The 14,276-nt window shown below is 64.7% G+C and carries 14 protein-coding genes; 10 read left to right on the forward strand and 4 right to left on the reverse strand.

Features of this window, described 5'->3' with window-relative positions:
- A partial coding sequence (locus E1809_RS23195; RefSeq protein WP_133203353.1) for an IS30 family transposase occupies positions 1 to 265 on the forward strand: 265 nt, incomplete at its 5' end.
- 122 nt (positions 266 to 387) lie between these two features.
- Here the strand turns inward: E1809_RS23195 and E1809_RS23200 are convergent.
- The 4 genes from E1809_RS23200 to E1809_RS23215 all read right to left on the reverse strand — a co-directional run bounded on the left by E1809_RS23200 (position 388) and on the right by E1809_RS23215 (position 4,761).
- Positions 388 to 936: a hypothetical protein gene (locus tag E1809_RS23200; protein WP_133206607.1), complete on the reverse strand. Its 549-nt coding sequence runs from the start codon at positions 934 to 936 to the stop codon at positions 388 to 390.
- A gap of 6 nt (positions 937 to 942) precedes the next feature.
- Positions 943 to 1,950 (reverse strand): ImmA/IrrE family metallo-endopeptidase, encoded by a 1,008-nt coding sequence (locus tag E1809_RS23205; protein WP_133206608.1) that lies wholly within the window; start codon positions 1,948 to 1,950, stop codon positions 943 to 945.
- Between the two features lie 314 nt (positions 1,951 to 2,264).
- The gene (locus E1809_RS23210) at positions 2,265 to 3,461 is read right to left on the reverse strand and encodes an MFS transporter (protein WP_133206609.1); all 1,197 of its coding nucleotides are present in this window, start codon (positions 3,459 to 3,461) and stop codon (positions 2,265 to 2,267) included.
- Between the two features lie 79 nt (positions 3,462 to 3,540).
- Positions 3,541 to 4,761 (reverse strand): ROK family transcriptional regulator, encoded by a 1,221-nt coding sequence (locus E1809_RS23215; protein ID WP_133206610.1) that lies wholly within the window; start codon positions 4,759 to 4,761, stop codon positions 3,541 to 3,543.
- Between the two features lie 176 nt (positions 4,762 to 4,937).
- Here E1809_RS23215 and E1809_RS23220 point away from each other — a divergent pair, with 176 nt between their 5' ends.
- From E1809_RS23220 to E1809_RS23260, 9 genes are all read left to right on the forward strand, one after another.
- A complete protein-coding gene (locus tag E1809_RS23220) occupies positions 4,938 to 6,023 on the forward strand; it encodes a Gfo/Idh/MocA family protein (protein WP_133206611.1) in 1,086 nt (361 codons plus the stop codon).
- The gene (locus E1809_RS23225; protein ID WP_133206612.1) at positions 6,020 to 6,820 is read left to right on the forward strand and encodes a hypothetical protein; all 801 of its coding nucleotides are present in this window, start codon (positions 6,020 to 6,022) and stop codon (positions 6,818 to 6,820) included. The genes E1809_RS23220 and E1809_RS23225 overlap by 4 nt, the downstream gene beginning before the upstream one ends.
- Before the next feature lie 91 nt (positions 6,821 to 6,911).
- Positions 6,912 to 8,231, forward strand: a complete 1,320-nt coding sequence (locus tag E1809_RS23230) for an ABC transporter substrate-binding protein (protein ID WP_133206613.1) — start codon at positions 6,912 to 6,914, stop codon at positions 8,229 to 8,231.
- A gap of 13 nt (positions 8,232 to 8,244) precedes the next feature.
- Positions 8,245 to 9,219: a carbohydrate ABC transporter permease gene (locus tag E1809_RS23235; RefSeq protein WP_133206614.1), complete on the forward strand. Its 975-nt coding sequence runs from the start codon at positions 8,245 to 8,247 to the stop codon at positions 9,217 to 9,219.
- Entirely contained in the window at positions 9,219 to 10,112 is an 894-nt protein-coding gene (locus E1809_RS23240) for a carbohydrate ABC transporter permease (protein ID WP_133206615.1), read from the forward strand. The genes E1809_RS23235 and E1809_RS23240 overlap by 1 nt, the downstream gene beginning before the upstream one ends.
- A 42-nt stretch (positions 10,113 to 10,154) precedes the next feature.
- Positions 10,155 to 10,898 (forward strand): sugar phosphate isomerase/epimerase family protein, encoded by a 744-nt coding sequence (locus E1809_RS23245; protein ID WP_133206616.1) that lies wholly within the window; start codon positions 10,155 to 10,157, stop codon positions 10,896 to 10,898.
- Positions 10,895 to 12,028, forward strand: a complete 1,134-nt coding sequence (locus E1809_RS23250; RefSeq protein ID WP_374102702.1) for a Gfo/Idh/MocA family protein — start codon at positions 10,895 to 10,897, stop codon at positions 12,026 to 12,028. The genes E1809_RS23245 and E1809_RS23250 overlap by 4 nt, the downstream gene beginning before the upstream one ends.
- A gap of 9 nt (positions 12,029 to 12,037) precedes the next feature.
- The gene (locus E1809_RS23255; protein ID WP_133206617.1) at positions 12,038 to 13,210 is read left to right on the forward strand and encodes a Gfo/Idh/MocA family protein; all 1,173 of its coding nucleotides are present in this window, start codon (positions 12,038 to 12,040) and stop codon (positions 13,208 to 13,210) included.
- Positions 13,211 to 13,263: 53 nt separating this feature from the next.
- Complete coding sequence (locus E1809_RS23260; protein WP_133206618.1) at positions 13,264 to 14,265, forward strand: sugar phosphate isomerase/epimerase family protein; 1,002 nt, start codon at positions 13,264 to 13,266, stop codon at positions 14,263 to 14,265.
- The last annotated feature ends 11 nt before the right edge of the window (positions 14,266 to 14,276 follow it).

A 14,276-nucleotide genomic window follows, 5' to 3' on the forward strand; every position in this document is an offset into this window, starting at 1 on the left:
CTCCGAAATGGCCGGACACAAAGCCTTCACCATGGCCACCGACATGCAGGTCTACTTCTGCGACCCCGCTAGCCCCTGGCAACGCGGCTCGAACGAGAACACCAACGGCCTGCTGCGCCAATACTTCCCCAAAGGCACCGACCTGTCCGTCTACGGACCCGAAGACCTCGAACACGTCGCCCAGGAACTCAACGGCCGCCCACGCAAAACGCTCGACTGGAAAACCCCAGCCGAGCGCCTACGTGATTTACTACTAACCACCTAACCACCAAGTGTTGCAACGACCCCTAGAAACCGCCGCGTTTTAAGGGGGCTCACCTGTACACAAACTCGACGAAGCCAGGCAGCTAACTCGTCCCGCGGTTCGCGGTTCCTGGGAGTTCGATGTCAGCACCCGACGACCCAGCGGTCAAAAGACTCCCGACTGCGTAAGAACACCGGAACCGTTCGTTGCGCTGCCCGAAGAGTCTTCACGTAGCCCCACATGGCGGCCGGATCCACGAAGCCTTTCTTGATAGCAATGTGCATTAGTTTCCATGTGTCGATGACCTGGATGCCATGCCTGGCTGCAAGGCGCTGCGCTCCCCCATCATCGGTGACAAAGAATCCGTGAATTTTGCGGGAACTCATGACAGCCAACGTTTCGGCTTCACCGAGATGCTTATGAGGATGGTCGTTGGGCTCCGCCAATTCATCGCGAAAAGTTCGAACATTCAGGTACTCAAATCGAGATTCCGGGAATAGTGGATCGCCAAAGATATCTCCTGCTTCCTCAAGAGCGGCAAGACCTTCGTACGCCGCTGACTGCAAACATTCTTGCTGCACGGTGACACACCAGCGGCCATTCCCGTTTGCCAGACGAGACAGAAGATCCATTCTGTTGATCAGGGCGAAATTGATGAGAACGGTGTTGTCCGGGAAGAGCAGGACAGCCATGCCTTGTCAGAGCCCGAGCGCTTCGGCGATATACTCGCTGTCCGGCAATGCCGGGAGCGCGGGTGCATCAACATCGAGTGTCTCTCGATCCACTTCAAGCATCCAAGCAAGCGTCCCTGAACCAATGTCCCCGGAAGCAATAAGCTTGACGTGCGCCTCAACCAGGCCGGACGGAAATTTCCGAATGGCTGCTTGCTCCATCCGTTGCGTGATCGGGTCCGGATGACTAACGGCGCCCGACCAATGAAGTCGCAGAAGTCGCTGAGTTGGCTGGATTGCCCACTCCCCGATCAAGGGAGTCGCTTTAATCCGCTGCGCCTCGAGGCGTTTGGCGATGGCATCTGTGGACACTCCGAGCTGCCAAACCCTTAGCGCCAAGCCGGCCGCGTCAATAGTTGTCCAATCCATGGCGCGAACTGCCGCGCCTGGCAGCAGGAGCTCCGCCGCAAATGCATTAGCTTCAGCTTCATGCCGGTCGAGGGTATGGGCCGACGCGCCATCCACATGGTGCCCCAAGGCGAGATGCCCCAGCTCATGCGCAATCGACCAGTTTTCCCTGAACCAGTTCCCCATTGCCGGGATGACCATGACATGTCGCGCTCCGAACCTAAACGAGTATCCCGTAGATACCCCCGCGATCCGGACAACATCAACGCCAAGCCTTGATTCCAAGCGTTCCACGAACGGACGGATAAAATCGTCACCGAGAACCTTCCGCAACTCGGACGGCGCTCGCGGAAGCACATCAGGCAGGCCGTCTCCACTAAAGGCCTGGCGGTAGGCAAGCTCTACGTTCCGCAGTTCGTCGGCGTCCCCGTCTCTGCCCGGATTCGACCGCTTACCTGTTGAAGGATCGAACTCGTGTCTTGCTGCCAGAAGCAGACGATGAGGATCGGGCTCCCCCGTGATAATCCAGTGGATGTCCGACTGGAATAGATCCGCGATTTTTGCGAGTTCGATCGAAGAGAATGCTCGATATCCGTTTAACGCCCGCGAAAAGGCGTCGGGCGTCATGGCAAGTAGCTTTGCTACTTCTCGTTGGGGTCGGGCAGGGCCTGCTGCTAGCAGTTGCCTCACTCGTCCCCCGATGTTTGCATCCACCACTCCAGACTACTTTTTCGTTGGGAAAATCCCAACACCCAAGAGGCGTATGTGGATAAACCGTCCTGTTAGGTCTGGCAAGGGGAGCGGGAGGTACGCGATTCCCCGCCCAGCGACGGAATTTTTGCACGCGAAATGGCAGCAGATGACCGTAAAGCGCCGCGGAATGGGCATCTGCTGCCATTTCGCAGCGCTGATTAAAGCCGTCCCTTGCACGCTGGGTGACCCTAGCGTTGGCGGGCCACCCAGCGGACAGAGAGGGTGGTGCAGACGCAGAACGCCGTGACCGAGCCGAGGATTACGACGAGGGGCGCGGTCCAGCCGTTGGAAATGCCGTGGATGAAGCCAACCACCGTGGGGGCCAAGGCCGCGAAGCAGTAGCCGACCCCTTGCACGACGGCGGACATCCTGCCCGCCGAGGCTTGGTCGCGGGCGAACTTGATGATCGCGATGAAAATGACCGTGATGCCGCCGCCCTGGGCGATGCCGCCGAGCGAGGACCACAGCCACCACCAGCCAGGCGCCAGCAACAGGCCCAAAGGTACCGTGAGCCAGAGGGCACCCAAGGTGACCGCGACCGCCGTCGTACTCGCGAAACGAGCCAGCAGCGGCACGCCGAGCCCGCCCACGATCGCAAGGATCTGGAATAGTGACGATCCTGCTCCTGCTTGGGCGGCACCCATGCCCAGTTCGTCGGACAGGAAGCTCGGAAGCCACGCGGTGACGCCGTAATAGGAGAAGGCTTGGCCGGCGAATCCGAGGGTCAGGCCCGTGGTCAGCAGGCCGACACCCGGGATCTTCCCGGCCGTCTTGCCGTCGGAAGCCGGAACCGGGGCCGGAACCAGCGCGCTCCGGGCGCCCACTGCGGGAATCCAGAACAGGATGGCGACGAGGGCCAGGACGGCACTCGCGGCCAGCGAAAGCCGCCATCCCACCAGTTCGGCGAGCGGCGCCGTGGCCACGGAGGTGAGGAAGGATCCGATATTCAGCGCCGCGGTGTACACGCCCATGGCTGTTGCCTGGCGCCTCGGCGCGAAGTCACGGCGGATGATGAGCGGTACCGCGATGTTCCCGATCGTGATGGCGACGCCGACAAGAACAGTGCCAACCATCACCGGAACGCCGCCGCCGCTCGAGCGGATCACGACGCCGGCCAGCACCCCCAGGAGCGTCAGCATCACCGCGAACTCGGCGCCGAACCGACGGCCGGCCATCGAGGCGAGCGGCGCTGCGAGCGAGAAACACAACACGGGGATGCCGGTCAGGAGTCCAAGTTCAACCGGCGAGAACCCGAGGTCGTGCCGCAGGGAATCGACTACCGGGGCAACGGCCACGAAGGGTCCACGCATATTAAGGGCAATGAGTCCGATGCAGGCGAGGATCAACCAGCCCCGCGGGACCTTGGCGAACAACCGGGAGCTCATGAAATGCGGTGGCTGGAGAGATAAGTCATCGCTTCCATTGCTATCACGGTGCGGCGCGCGGGAATGCTATAAGTCGCCCTCAGCCCGTAGCCTGCAGTGTGGCTTCGATCACGGCCGGTGACAAGACGTGCTGGGTGACCATCTGGCTTGCGCCGAGGATGGCGGCCCGGTCGCCGGCCATCGAAATGCCGATGCGCAAGTGCGAGGTCGCCAAAGGCAGGGACCGCCGGTAGACCACTTCGCGGATGCCGGCGACGAGATGCTCCCCGGCCTCGCCGACACTGCCGCCGATCACGATCATCGAAGGATTGAGCAGGTTGACCACGGTCGCAAGGACATCGCCGACGTCGCGGCCTGCTTGCCGAAGCGCCTGGATTGCTTGCAGGTTGCCTTCCGCGACGAGCCGTACGACGTCGGCCCCGCTCGAGGCTTCGAGTCCGTTTGCGGCCAACCGTCGGGCAACCGCCATGCCGGAAGCGAGGGCTTCGAGGCAACCGTGGTTTCCGCAGGTGCACAGCACGTCGTCGCCGCGCGGCACCCTGACGTGCCCGAGGTCGCCGGCTGTGCCATTGGCTCCGCGCTGCAATTCGCCGCTGCTGATGATGCCTGCACCGATGCCGGTGGCGATTTTGACGAAGAGGAGGTTGTCGTGGTCCGGCCAGTACGCGGTGCGTTCGCCGAGCGCCATGATGTTGACGTCGTTGTCCACCAGGACGGGAACCGGCAGCGAGCGCTGGACGTAACGGACGACGTCGAACCCGTCCCAACCGGGCATGATCGGTGGCTTGACCGGCCTGCCGGTGGCGTGTTCCACGGGGCCGGGCAGGCCGATGCCGATTCCGGCGAGGTCCACGATCCCGCGGCCCGATTCGCCGAGGAGTTCGAGGCCTTCCGCCACCACCCTGCCAAGGACGACGTCGGGGCCGTCCGCGACTTGTTGCTTGAGGCGGCGTTCGGCCAGGACTGTTCCGCCGAGGTCGGTGACGGCGACGATCACGTGGGTCGCTCCGACGTCGACTGCGAGGACGACGCGGGCTGCGGGGTTGAAGGCAAAGCGCGACGGCGGCCTGCCGCCGCTTGAGCTTGCCTCACCGGCGGGGCCGACGAGTCCGGAGTTCATGAGCGCGTCGATCCGCGAGGCCACAGTGGAACGCGCGAGTCCTGTTGTAATGGCGAGTTCCGCCCGGGTGCGGGCGCGTCCGTCGCGAAGAAGCTGGAACAGATCTCCTGCACGCGAGAGGCTCCCGGCGTCCTGTACGGAGCCGTCCCTGGAGGGGGCTTTTTCGGGTGCTGAGGTCATGCATCAGTGATAGCACGATTGCTTATGGGTGTCACGCAACAAAAGTTTGCCGAATATTTTTCAACTTTTGCTTGCCCATCGACAAAAGTCGGTCTAGGTTGTTTTGTGAGGAGGGTCACGAAGCCAACCGGCCGCACCGAATCTCCCAGACTCCGTTTACGAAGAGGTAACTGATCTTGTCCAGCCAGTCACAGGCAACACCGCTAGGATCACTGAAGCCCCTCGGCGTCGGCATCCTCGGCGCCGGCCCGGTCACCCAGGCAATCCACTTGCCATCCCTCGCACGGCTCCGGGACATCCTGGAAGTCCGCCACATCATGGACGTCGACGCCAGCGTCGCCGAATCCGTCGCAGCCCGCGTCGGCGCCACCCACAGCACCTCCTTGGATGCGCTCCTGGGCGATCCCGACGTCGACATCGTCGCCATCTGCAGTCCGCACCAGTTCCACGCCGATCAAGTCATCGCCGCATGCCGCGCAGGAAAGAAAGCGGTCCTCTGCGAAAAGCCGTTCGCCATGAGCGGCGAAGAAGCGGCACGGATTTCCGCCGTGAGCGAGGAAACCGGCGTGCCGATCATCGTGGGCGCCATGCACACCTTCGATCCCGGCTGGCTCGCCGCCGAGGCGAACTGGGGCGATCTCCCCCGGACCGCCCACACCATCCGGTCCTCCATCGTCCTGCCGCCCAACGCCCGCTTCGAGGACTTCGCCACCGAGATCATCACCCGGCCTGCCGGCGGAACCCCCGACTACAACGACGTCGAAGTCATCAAGAACGCCCTGCGCGGCGGCATCATGGGACTCGCCATCCACGACCTCCCCCTCGTGCGGCGCTTCACCCCGGATTTCGAAGACCTCGAAGTCCTCCAGGCGCGCCACGTCCGCCCGTTCGGCTACGTGATCTCCCTCCGCGCTGGAAACCAGATCATCGAACTCCGGGCGGCCATGAACAGCACCTGGAAGCCGGAATGGGTGTTCGAAGCCATTTCGGACGACGCCGCGCTCCGCATCGACTTCACCCCGTCCTATGTACAGGCAGGATCCGCGGTGGCAACCGTGACCACGGGCACCACGAGCACCACGTTCGGGCCGTACGAGCACAACGGGTATGAAGGCGAATGGCGCGAACTCGCCCAATTGGCCCGCGGAACAAAGCAGCCGCCGTCGGCCGAAAGCCTCATCAACGACCTCACCTTTGCCCTGTCCATCGCCGACGCCACGGTGGACGTCGCCGCCGCAGAATTCGCAGGAGCCCGCTCATGAGCGCCCAGTACACCGTCACGGCCACCCGCGAGGCTGAAGCGAGCGGCGCCGTCGGACTCGCCATCGCTTCCCTGCCGGCAAGCTTCGGCCCGGCAGCAACGGGCGACGACGCCACGGTCGCAGCGATCGACGGCACCTCCGGCTGGACTACCGAAGCGATCCGCGCGATCGACGGCGGGGCGAGCGGCGTCGTCGTGGTCAATCCGGTTCCCGAAAACACCGCCGCCTTGCGCGACGCCGCCGAAACTGCGCGTGCCGCGGTGGTCCTGGACCAGCGATGGGCCTCGAACCCCGGGCTCGCCGGCGCCGAGGACGCCGTCCGGTCGGTAGCCGGACGCGCCGCCATGCTGGATACAGTCGCAACCGCGGCGGCAGGCACGGATCCGGAACGGCTCCTCACCGAGCACCTTGCCGCCGTCGTCCGCGTTACCGGCCAGCTGGACGCCCTGCGCGTCTTGCGCCGCGGGTCGCACGGCTACACGGCATCCGCCCGGCTCGCCAACGGCGCTCCGGTCTCGCTCCAAGGCGTGCTGAGCGACTCCCGGCCCGCCGGCGTCGACTTCCGCCTCTACACCGACGACGGCGGTGTCAGCATAGCGGTCCCCGAACCGCTGGCTGCCTGGCCGGCTGAGGTCCGGGCCATCGGACCCCAAGGGGAAATCCTCCTCCCCACGATCTACGAATCCGCCCACCGCACCACCTGGCGCCGGCTCAAGGAACACCTCGACGCCGGCACCACGAGTTCCGACCTCGCCGGATTTGCCCGGCTCACCGAATCCATCGCGCACCTCTCCTAAGCCAGACAACCAGCAGCACCCTCCCCTTCTCGACGACGAGCCGGACCGCAAACCCAGCGCAGGCAGCGCAGCGGCCCCGAAAGGAACCATCATGAACGTTCAGTCCGAAGCCAGCCGCAATTTTTCCCGCCGCGGCTTCCTCGGCCTCACCGCGGCAGCGGCGGCCGTCCCCCTGCTCGCAGCTTGTGGCGGAGGTTCCAGCTCAAGCTCGAGCGGCGGCACCATCAAGTTCTGGGACATGCCGTGGGCGACTCCGGCCTACAACGACGCCGCGAAGAAGATCACCGAGTCCTACGTCCCCACCGGAAGCAACGGCAAGGCCAGCTACCAGATCATCCAGTGGAACAACTTCTACCAGACCTTCTCCTCGGCCATCGCGTCCAAGACCGGTCCCGCGGTGTCCACCGGTGGCGGTTTCCAGGCGTTCCAGTTCGAGCAGCAGGGCCAGATCGCCTACGCGGACAACGTCATCGATGCGATGAAGAAGAACGGCCAGTTCGACGACTTCCTGCCGGGTGTGCTGGAACCGTTCAAGTCGGACAAGGGCTACGTCGCAGTTCCGTGGCAGCTGGACATGCGCCCCCTCTGGTACCGCAAGTCGCTCTTCGACCAGGCCGGCGCCGCGGTTCCCACCGACTGGCCCAGCCTGCTCGACGCGGGCAAGAAGCTTAAGTCCATCGGCGCCGTCGGCTTCGCCACGGGTTCCGGTGCGGGCAACAACATCGGCAACCACTTGATGATCATGATGATGATCAACAACGGCGGCGGCGTCTTCACGAAGGACGGCGAACTGGATGTCATGAACGACCGCAACGTCGAAGCCACGGAGTTCCTGCTCGAACTCGTCTCCAACGGCGTGATCGACCCCGCCGCGGTCAGCTACACCACGGACAACCTCGATGCCCAATGGAAGGACAAGAAGAAGGCCGCCTTCGGCATGTACGTGCTCGGACTGCCTCAGCGCGTGGGTGACACCTCCGGAGACCTCCTGGTCGCAAGCCCCATGACAGGTCCGCACGGCGACAAGGCCACCCTGGCGTTCCCGAACAACATCATGATGTACAAGAACACTCCCTCCCAGGCAGCCTCCGAAGCGTTCCTGGTCTACTACATGGGACAGCTCAAGAACCTGTGGCAGCAGAAGCTCATGAACGCGCTGCCGGTGTTCAAGTCCATCACTGAGCTTCCCGAGTTCGCCAGCGACCCGAACAACGTCAAGATCGTCAAGGAATACCAGCCGATCGCGAAGACCTTCGCGGCGCAGGGCACCACGCTCAACGCGAACCTCGCAGTGCTCGACGGCGGCCAGGCACTGAACCAGTTCAGCCAGACCATCCTCACGGGCAAGACGGACGCAAAGACGGCCCTCACGGCCTTCCAGTCCGGCCTCCAGTCAGTCCTCAAGAAGTAAAGCAGCACCAGCCATGTCATCAACTACTGCGCAATCGGGCCTCGCCCGGGCCCGCCGGGGCCTTGCTCCCGGCGGGTCGGGGGGCCGCCCCCGCAATGAAGACCTGAACCGCAAGAGCAAGCTCTCGGGCCAGACCACCAGGACTTTCTTCTGGCTCCTGCTGCCCTCCATCGTCCTGGTCATCCTGATCAACGGCTACCCGCTCATCTACGCAGCCGTCCAGGCCACGCACGACGGGTCCTTGATCGATACCGGCAACTTCGTCGGCCTGGACAACTTCACCTCCGTCCTTACTTCGCCCGCCTTCTGGAAAGCGGCCCAGTTCACCCTCCTCTTCACCATCGTGGGCGTCTTCGGCTCATGGGGCGTCGGCCTCGGCCTGGCCCTGCTGCTGCGCACCAAGATCCCCGCCGGAGGCGCATTCAAGGTCCTGCTCCTCCTGCCGTGGGTCGTCCCGATCGTGGTCTCCTCCACGGCCTGGAACTGGCTCGTCGCCACCCCGGACAGCCTCATCCCCTCGATCTTCCGCAACCTCGGCCTGGGCACCCCGCTCTTCCTCGCAGACCCGCACCTGGCCGCCGTCATGGTCATGGTCTTCAAGGTCTGGGTGTCCTTCCCCTTCATGATGATGATGACTTCCGCCGCCCTGGCCTCCGTGGACACCACCGTCTACGAGGCAGCCAGCATGGACGGCGCCACCAAGTGGCAGCAATTCACCCAGATCACCTTGCCGATGATCGCCCGGTCCACCTACATCAGCTGGATCCTCATGACGATCTTCTGCGTCAACGACTTCCCCACCATCTACCTGCTCACCGGCGGCGGACCCGTCGACGCCACCACCTCCCTCGTGGTCCTGGCCTACCGCAGCGTCTTCCAGGACTTCCAGACCGGACACGGCGTCGCCATCGCCTTCCTCATGACCCTCACCCTCGTCATCGTGTCGGTCTTCCTGTACCGCCAGATCCGAAAGTCGAGCGTCGAATAATGAGCGCAGTACTCCACGCCCACCCCGAATCCGGCCCCTCCCTCGGCGTCGCCGACTCCGGAAAGTCCCGCCGCGTCCTCTCCGAAGCAGGCATGCGCGGACGCTGGTGGCGCTTCGTCCTCATCCTTGCCATCACCGCGATCGTGCTCGTCCCGATCATGGTCACCGTCATCCTGGCTCTCACTCCGGGCCCGGGTAGCACCGCCACCGGCCTGACCCTCGAGAACATCACCGGCGTATTCTCCAAGACCCTCGCCGCCACCTGGCTGGGAAACAGCCTGATCACCACCCTGTCCACCGTGGTCGTCTCGGTGGCCGTCGCCGCCCCCGCCGGCTACGTGCTCTCCCGCGGCCGCTCCAAGGCAGTCTCCGGCTACTCCCTGCTGCTCTTCGTCATGCAGTCCCTGCCGATCATCACCTCCGTAGTGCCGCTGTTCATCTTGTTCGCCAACATGGGCCTCGTGGACAACCTCCTGGGCCTGACCATCATCTACGTCGGCTCCACCATGACCGTGGCCACCTGGATGATGGCCGCCTACTTCGACTCCATCCCGATCAGCCTCGAGGAAGCCTCCTGGATCGACGGTTGCTCCGTTTTCGGATCCTTCACCAAGGTGGTTCTCCGCAACTCCCTCCCTGGCATCCTCTCCACCGCGATCTTCGCCTTCCTCCTGGCTTGGAACGACTACCTCGTGGCCATCGTGTTCCTGCGTTCCGACGAGATCTTCACCCTCCCCGTCGGCGTGCAGTCCTTCTTCCAGCAGAACCTCACCGACTGGTCCGGCGTCATGGCCCTCGCAGTGGTCATGATGCTCCCACCCATCATCGTGTTCGCCACCCTGAACAGGTACTTCAGCGTCGGCGGCATCGGCGGATCCCTCGCCGGCCGCTAAACACCGACCATTTCCGGCAACCAAACAACGCAAAGGAAACCCATGTCTTATTCGATCCAGCTCTACACTCTGCGCAACGCCATCTCCGAGGATTTGCCGGGCACCATCAAGAAGGTTGCCGAGATCGGCTTCACGCAGGTTGAGCCTTACAACTTCGTGGCCACGGCGGCCGAACTCGGAAAGGCCCTGAAGGAGAACGGCCTCACGGCCCCCTCGGGCCACGCACCGCTGCTGGGACAGGACCAGGACGAAATCTTCGCGGCCGCCAAGGAACTGGGCATCAGCACGGTCATCGACCCGTACCTGCCCGCCGAGCACTGGCAGACCGCCGAGGACATCCAGGCCACCGCTGCCAAGCTCAACGACGCAGCCAAGAAGGGCGCCGAATACGGCATCCGCGTGGGCTACCACAACCACGCATGGGAGCTTGAGTCCATCATCGAGGGCCAGACCGCCCTGGAATACTTCGAGTCCCTCCTGGACCCCGAACTGGTCCTGGAGGTGGACACCTACTGGGCCGCCGTCGGAGGCCAGGACCCCGTGGAACTGCTCGCCCGCCTCGGTGACCGCGTGAAGTTCATCCACATCAAGGACGGCCCCGCCAACACCGACACCAAGGCCCAGCAGCCGGCCGGGCAGGGCACCATTCCGGTCCTGGACGTCATCGCAGCGGCCAAGTCCCTCGAAGTGGGCGTGGTGGAATTCGACGACTACGACGGAGACATCTTCGACGCCATCGCCCAAAGCCTTTCCTTCCTCAACGCAGCACAGGACGTGAACGCATGAGCGGCGAATTCATGAACGTCCCCTCCACCCGCCGCGGCCCTGTGGGCGTCGCTGTGATCGGTGCGGGCAACATCAGCAAGCAGTACCTGGACAACCTCACGAAGTTCCCGGACTTGAAGGTCCTGGTCATCGCGGACTTGTTCGAGGAAGCGGCGGAGGCCCGGGCGAAGGAATACGGCATCGCCGAGTTCGGTTCGCCGGAGCTGGCACTGAACCATCCCGACGTCGAACTCATCGTGAACCTGACCATCCCGGCGGCTCACGTCGAGGTCGCCACCGCCGCGGTGAACGCGGGCAAGCACGTCTGGACCGAGAAGCCCTTCTCCCTGGACCGCGAGTCCGGCCAGGCCCTGCTGAAGACCGCCGACGCGGCCGGCATCCGCCTGGGCTGCGCACCGGACACGTTCCTGGGCGCAGGCCTTCAGACCGCCCGCCGCATCATCGAACGCGGCGACATCGGCACCCCGCTGACCGCGCTGACCATGTTCCAGACCCCCGGCCCGGAATCCTGGCACCCGAACCCGTCCTTCCTCTTCGCCCACGGCGCCGGCCCCCTGTTCGACATGGGCCCGTACTACATCACCGCGCTGGTCCAGGCCTTCGGCTCGGTCCGCAAGGTGGCCGCCGTCGGGTCCAAATCCAAGGAAACCCGCGTCGTCGGCTCCGGCCCCAAGGCCGGGGAGGAATTCCCGGTCCAGGTGCCCACGCACGTCTCGGCCATGCTCCAGTTCGAAACCGGCGCGTCCTCGCACAGCGTTTTCTCCTTCGAATCCCCCCGCCTGCGGATGGGCTTCGTGGAAATCACCGGCACCGAGGGCACCCTGGAACTGCCTGACCCGAACTACTTCGACGGCGACCTCAAGATCTGGCGTCCCGGTGCGGAAGAAGCCGAAATCATCCCCGCCACCGGGCCCGCCAACGGCCGCGGCATGGGAGCGCTGGACATGGCCCGTTCCCTGCGCGCCGGTGTGCCCCACCGCGCCCAAGGAACCCTGGCCTACCACGTGGTAGACACCCTGGTCTCCATCTCCGAGTCCGCCGAAACCGGCACCTTCGTAGGCGTCGACAGCTCCGCCGCGGTATCCCCGGCCCTCCCCGAGGACTGGGACCCGATGGCCGCCACCCTCTAGGAACCACTCATGACAAGCTCCGCCCCTACCCCTACCAACCCCCACCACGGGAACACCACCTTGGGCGTTGCCGCGATCGGTTACGCGTTCATGGGCAAAGCCCACTCGAACGCGTGGCGGAACGTGGCCAGCTTCTTCGACGTCCCGGCCTTCGAGCAGAAAGTGCTCGTGGGCCGGGACCCGGAACAGGTGGCCGAAGCCGCCGCCAGGTACGGGTGGGCGGAGTACGCCACGGACTGGCGCGCCGTGATCGCCCGCGATGACATCCATATCGTGGACATCTGCGCGCCGGGCTGGATGCACGCCGAAATCGCCATCGCGGCCCTCGAAGCGGGCAAACACGTCCTGGTCGAAAAACCCCTGGCCAACACCCTGGCCGAAGCCGAAGCCATGACCGAGGCCGCGCGCGCCGCCCGCGCGCGCGGCATCCAGTCCATGATCGGCTTCAACTACCGCCGCGTCCCCGCCCTCGCCCTCGCCCGCGAGCTCATCACCGAAGGCCGCCTCGGGACCATCCGGCACGTGCGCGCCGCGTACATGCAGGACTGGCTTTCGGACGCCGAAACCCCCATGACCTGGCGGCTGCGCAAGGAAACCGCCGGCTCCGGCGCCCTGGGCGACATCGCCTCCCACGCCATCGACCAAGTCCTGTACCTGCTCGGCGACACCGTCACCGATGTCTCCGGGCGCCTGCACACCTTCGTCACCGAACGCCCCGGCGCGGACGGCACCGAACAAGTAACCGTCGACGACGCCGCCTGGGCCACGCTGACCCTCGCCTCCGGGGCGGTCGCCTCAGTCGAGGTCTCCCGCATGGCCACCGGCCAGAAAAACTCCCTGCAACTGGAAATCTATGGAGACAAAGGCTCCCTCCTCTTCGACCTGGAAAACCTCAACGAACTCGGCTTCCTCGACGCCACCCTGCCCGTCCGGGAACAAGGCTTCCGCCGGATCCTCGTCAACGAACCCGAACACCCCTACGCCGGAGCCTGGTGGCCCCAAGGACACATCATCGGCTGGGAACACACCTTCACCCACCAGATCCGCGACTTCCTCACCGCCATCACCACCGGTACAGCACCCTCGCCCTCCTTCGAAGAAGGCCTCGCCGTCCAAAAAGTCCTCGCCGCCGTCGAAGAATCCGCCAACAACAAAAGCACCCTCACCGTCGTGAACTACTAGACGGCCCCGGCCACCCGCCGTCGTACTCCACACCAAACCCGCAAGGAGAACCCATGCCCCGCCCGTATACCCTGTTCACCGGCCAGTGGGCCGACCTGCCCTTCGAGGAAGTCGCCAAGCTAGCCTCCGGCTGGGGCTATGACGGCCTGGAAATCGCCGTGTCCGGGGACCAGCTGGACGCCTGGCGCTGGGACGAACCCGGCTACGTCGAATCCAAGCTCGCCATCCTGGACAAATACAACCTGAAGGTCTGGGCGATCTCCAACCACCTCAAGGGCCAGGCCGTGTGCGATGACCCCATCGACTTCCGCCACCAGGCGATCGTCGGGGCCAAGGTCTGGGGCGACGGGGACCCCGAAGGCGTCCGCCAACGCGCCGCCGAGGAAATGAAGCACACCGCACGCCTCGCCCGCGCTTTGGGTGTGGACACCGTCGTCGGGTTCACCGGATCCTCCATCTGGCAGTACGTCGCCATGTTCCCGCCCGTGCCGGAGAAGGTCATCGAGGCCGGGTACCAGGACTTCGCCGACCGCTGGAACCCCATCCTGGACGTCTTCGACGAATGCGGGGTCCGCTTCGCCCACGAAGTCCACCCCTCCGAAATCGCCTACGACTACTGGACCACCGTCCGGACCCTCGAAGCGATCGGGCACCGGGAGGCGTTCGGGCTGAACTGGGACCCCTCGCACTTCATGTGGCAGGGCATCGACCCCGTCTCCTTCATCTGGGACTTCAAGGACCGGATCTACCACGTGGACTGCAAGGACACCAAGCTGCGCCCCACCGGCCGCAACACCGTCATGGGCTCCCACCTGCCCTGGGGCGACCCACGCCGCGGCTGGGACTTCGTCTCCGCCGGACGCGGCGACGTGCCCTGGGAATCGAGCTTCCGCGCCCTCACCGCCATCGGCTACAACGGCCCGATCTCCGTGGAATGGGAGGACGCCGGCATGGACCGCCTCCACGGCGCCCCCGAAGCCCTCGCCGCCCTCAAAAAGTTCGACTTCCCCGCCTCCCAAACCTCCTTCGACGCCGCCTTCAGCACCAAAGACTGACCCTCCTCCTC

The organism is Arthrobacter terricola (assembly GCF_004354015.1).
In the GTDB taxonomy this organism is placed as follows: Bacteria; Actinomycetota; Actinomycetes; order Actinomycetales; family Micrococcaceae; genus Arthrobacter; species Arthrobacter terricola.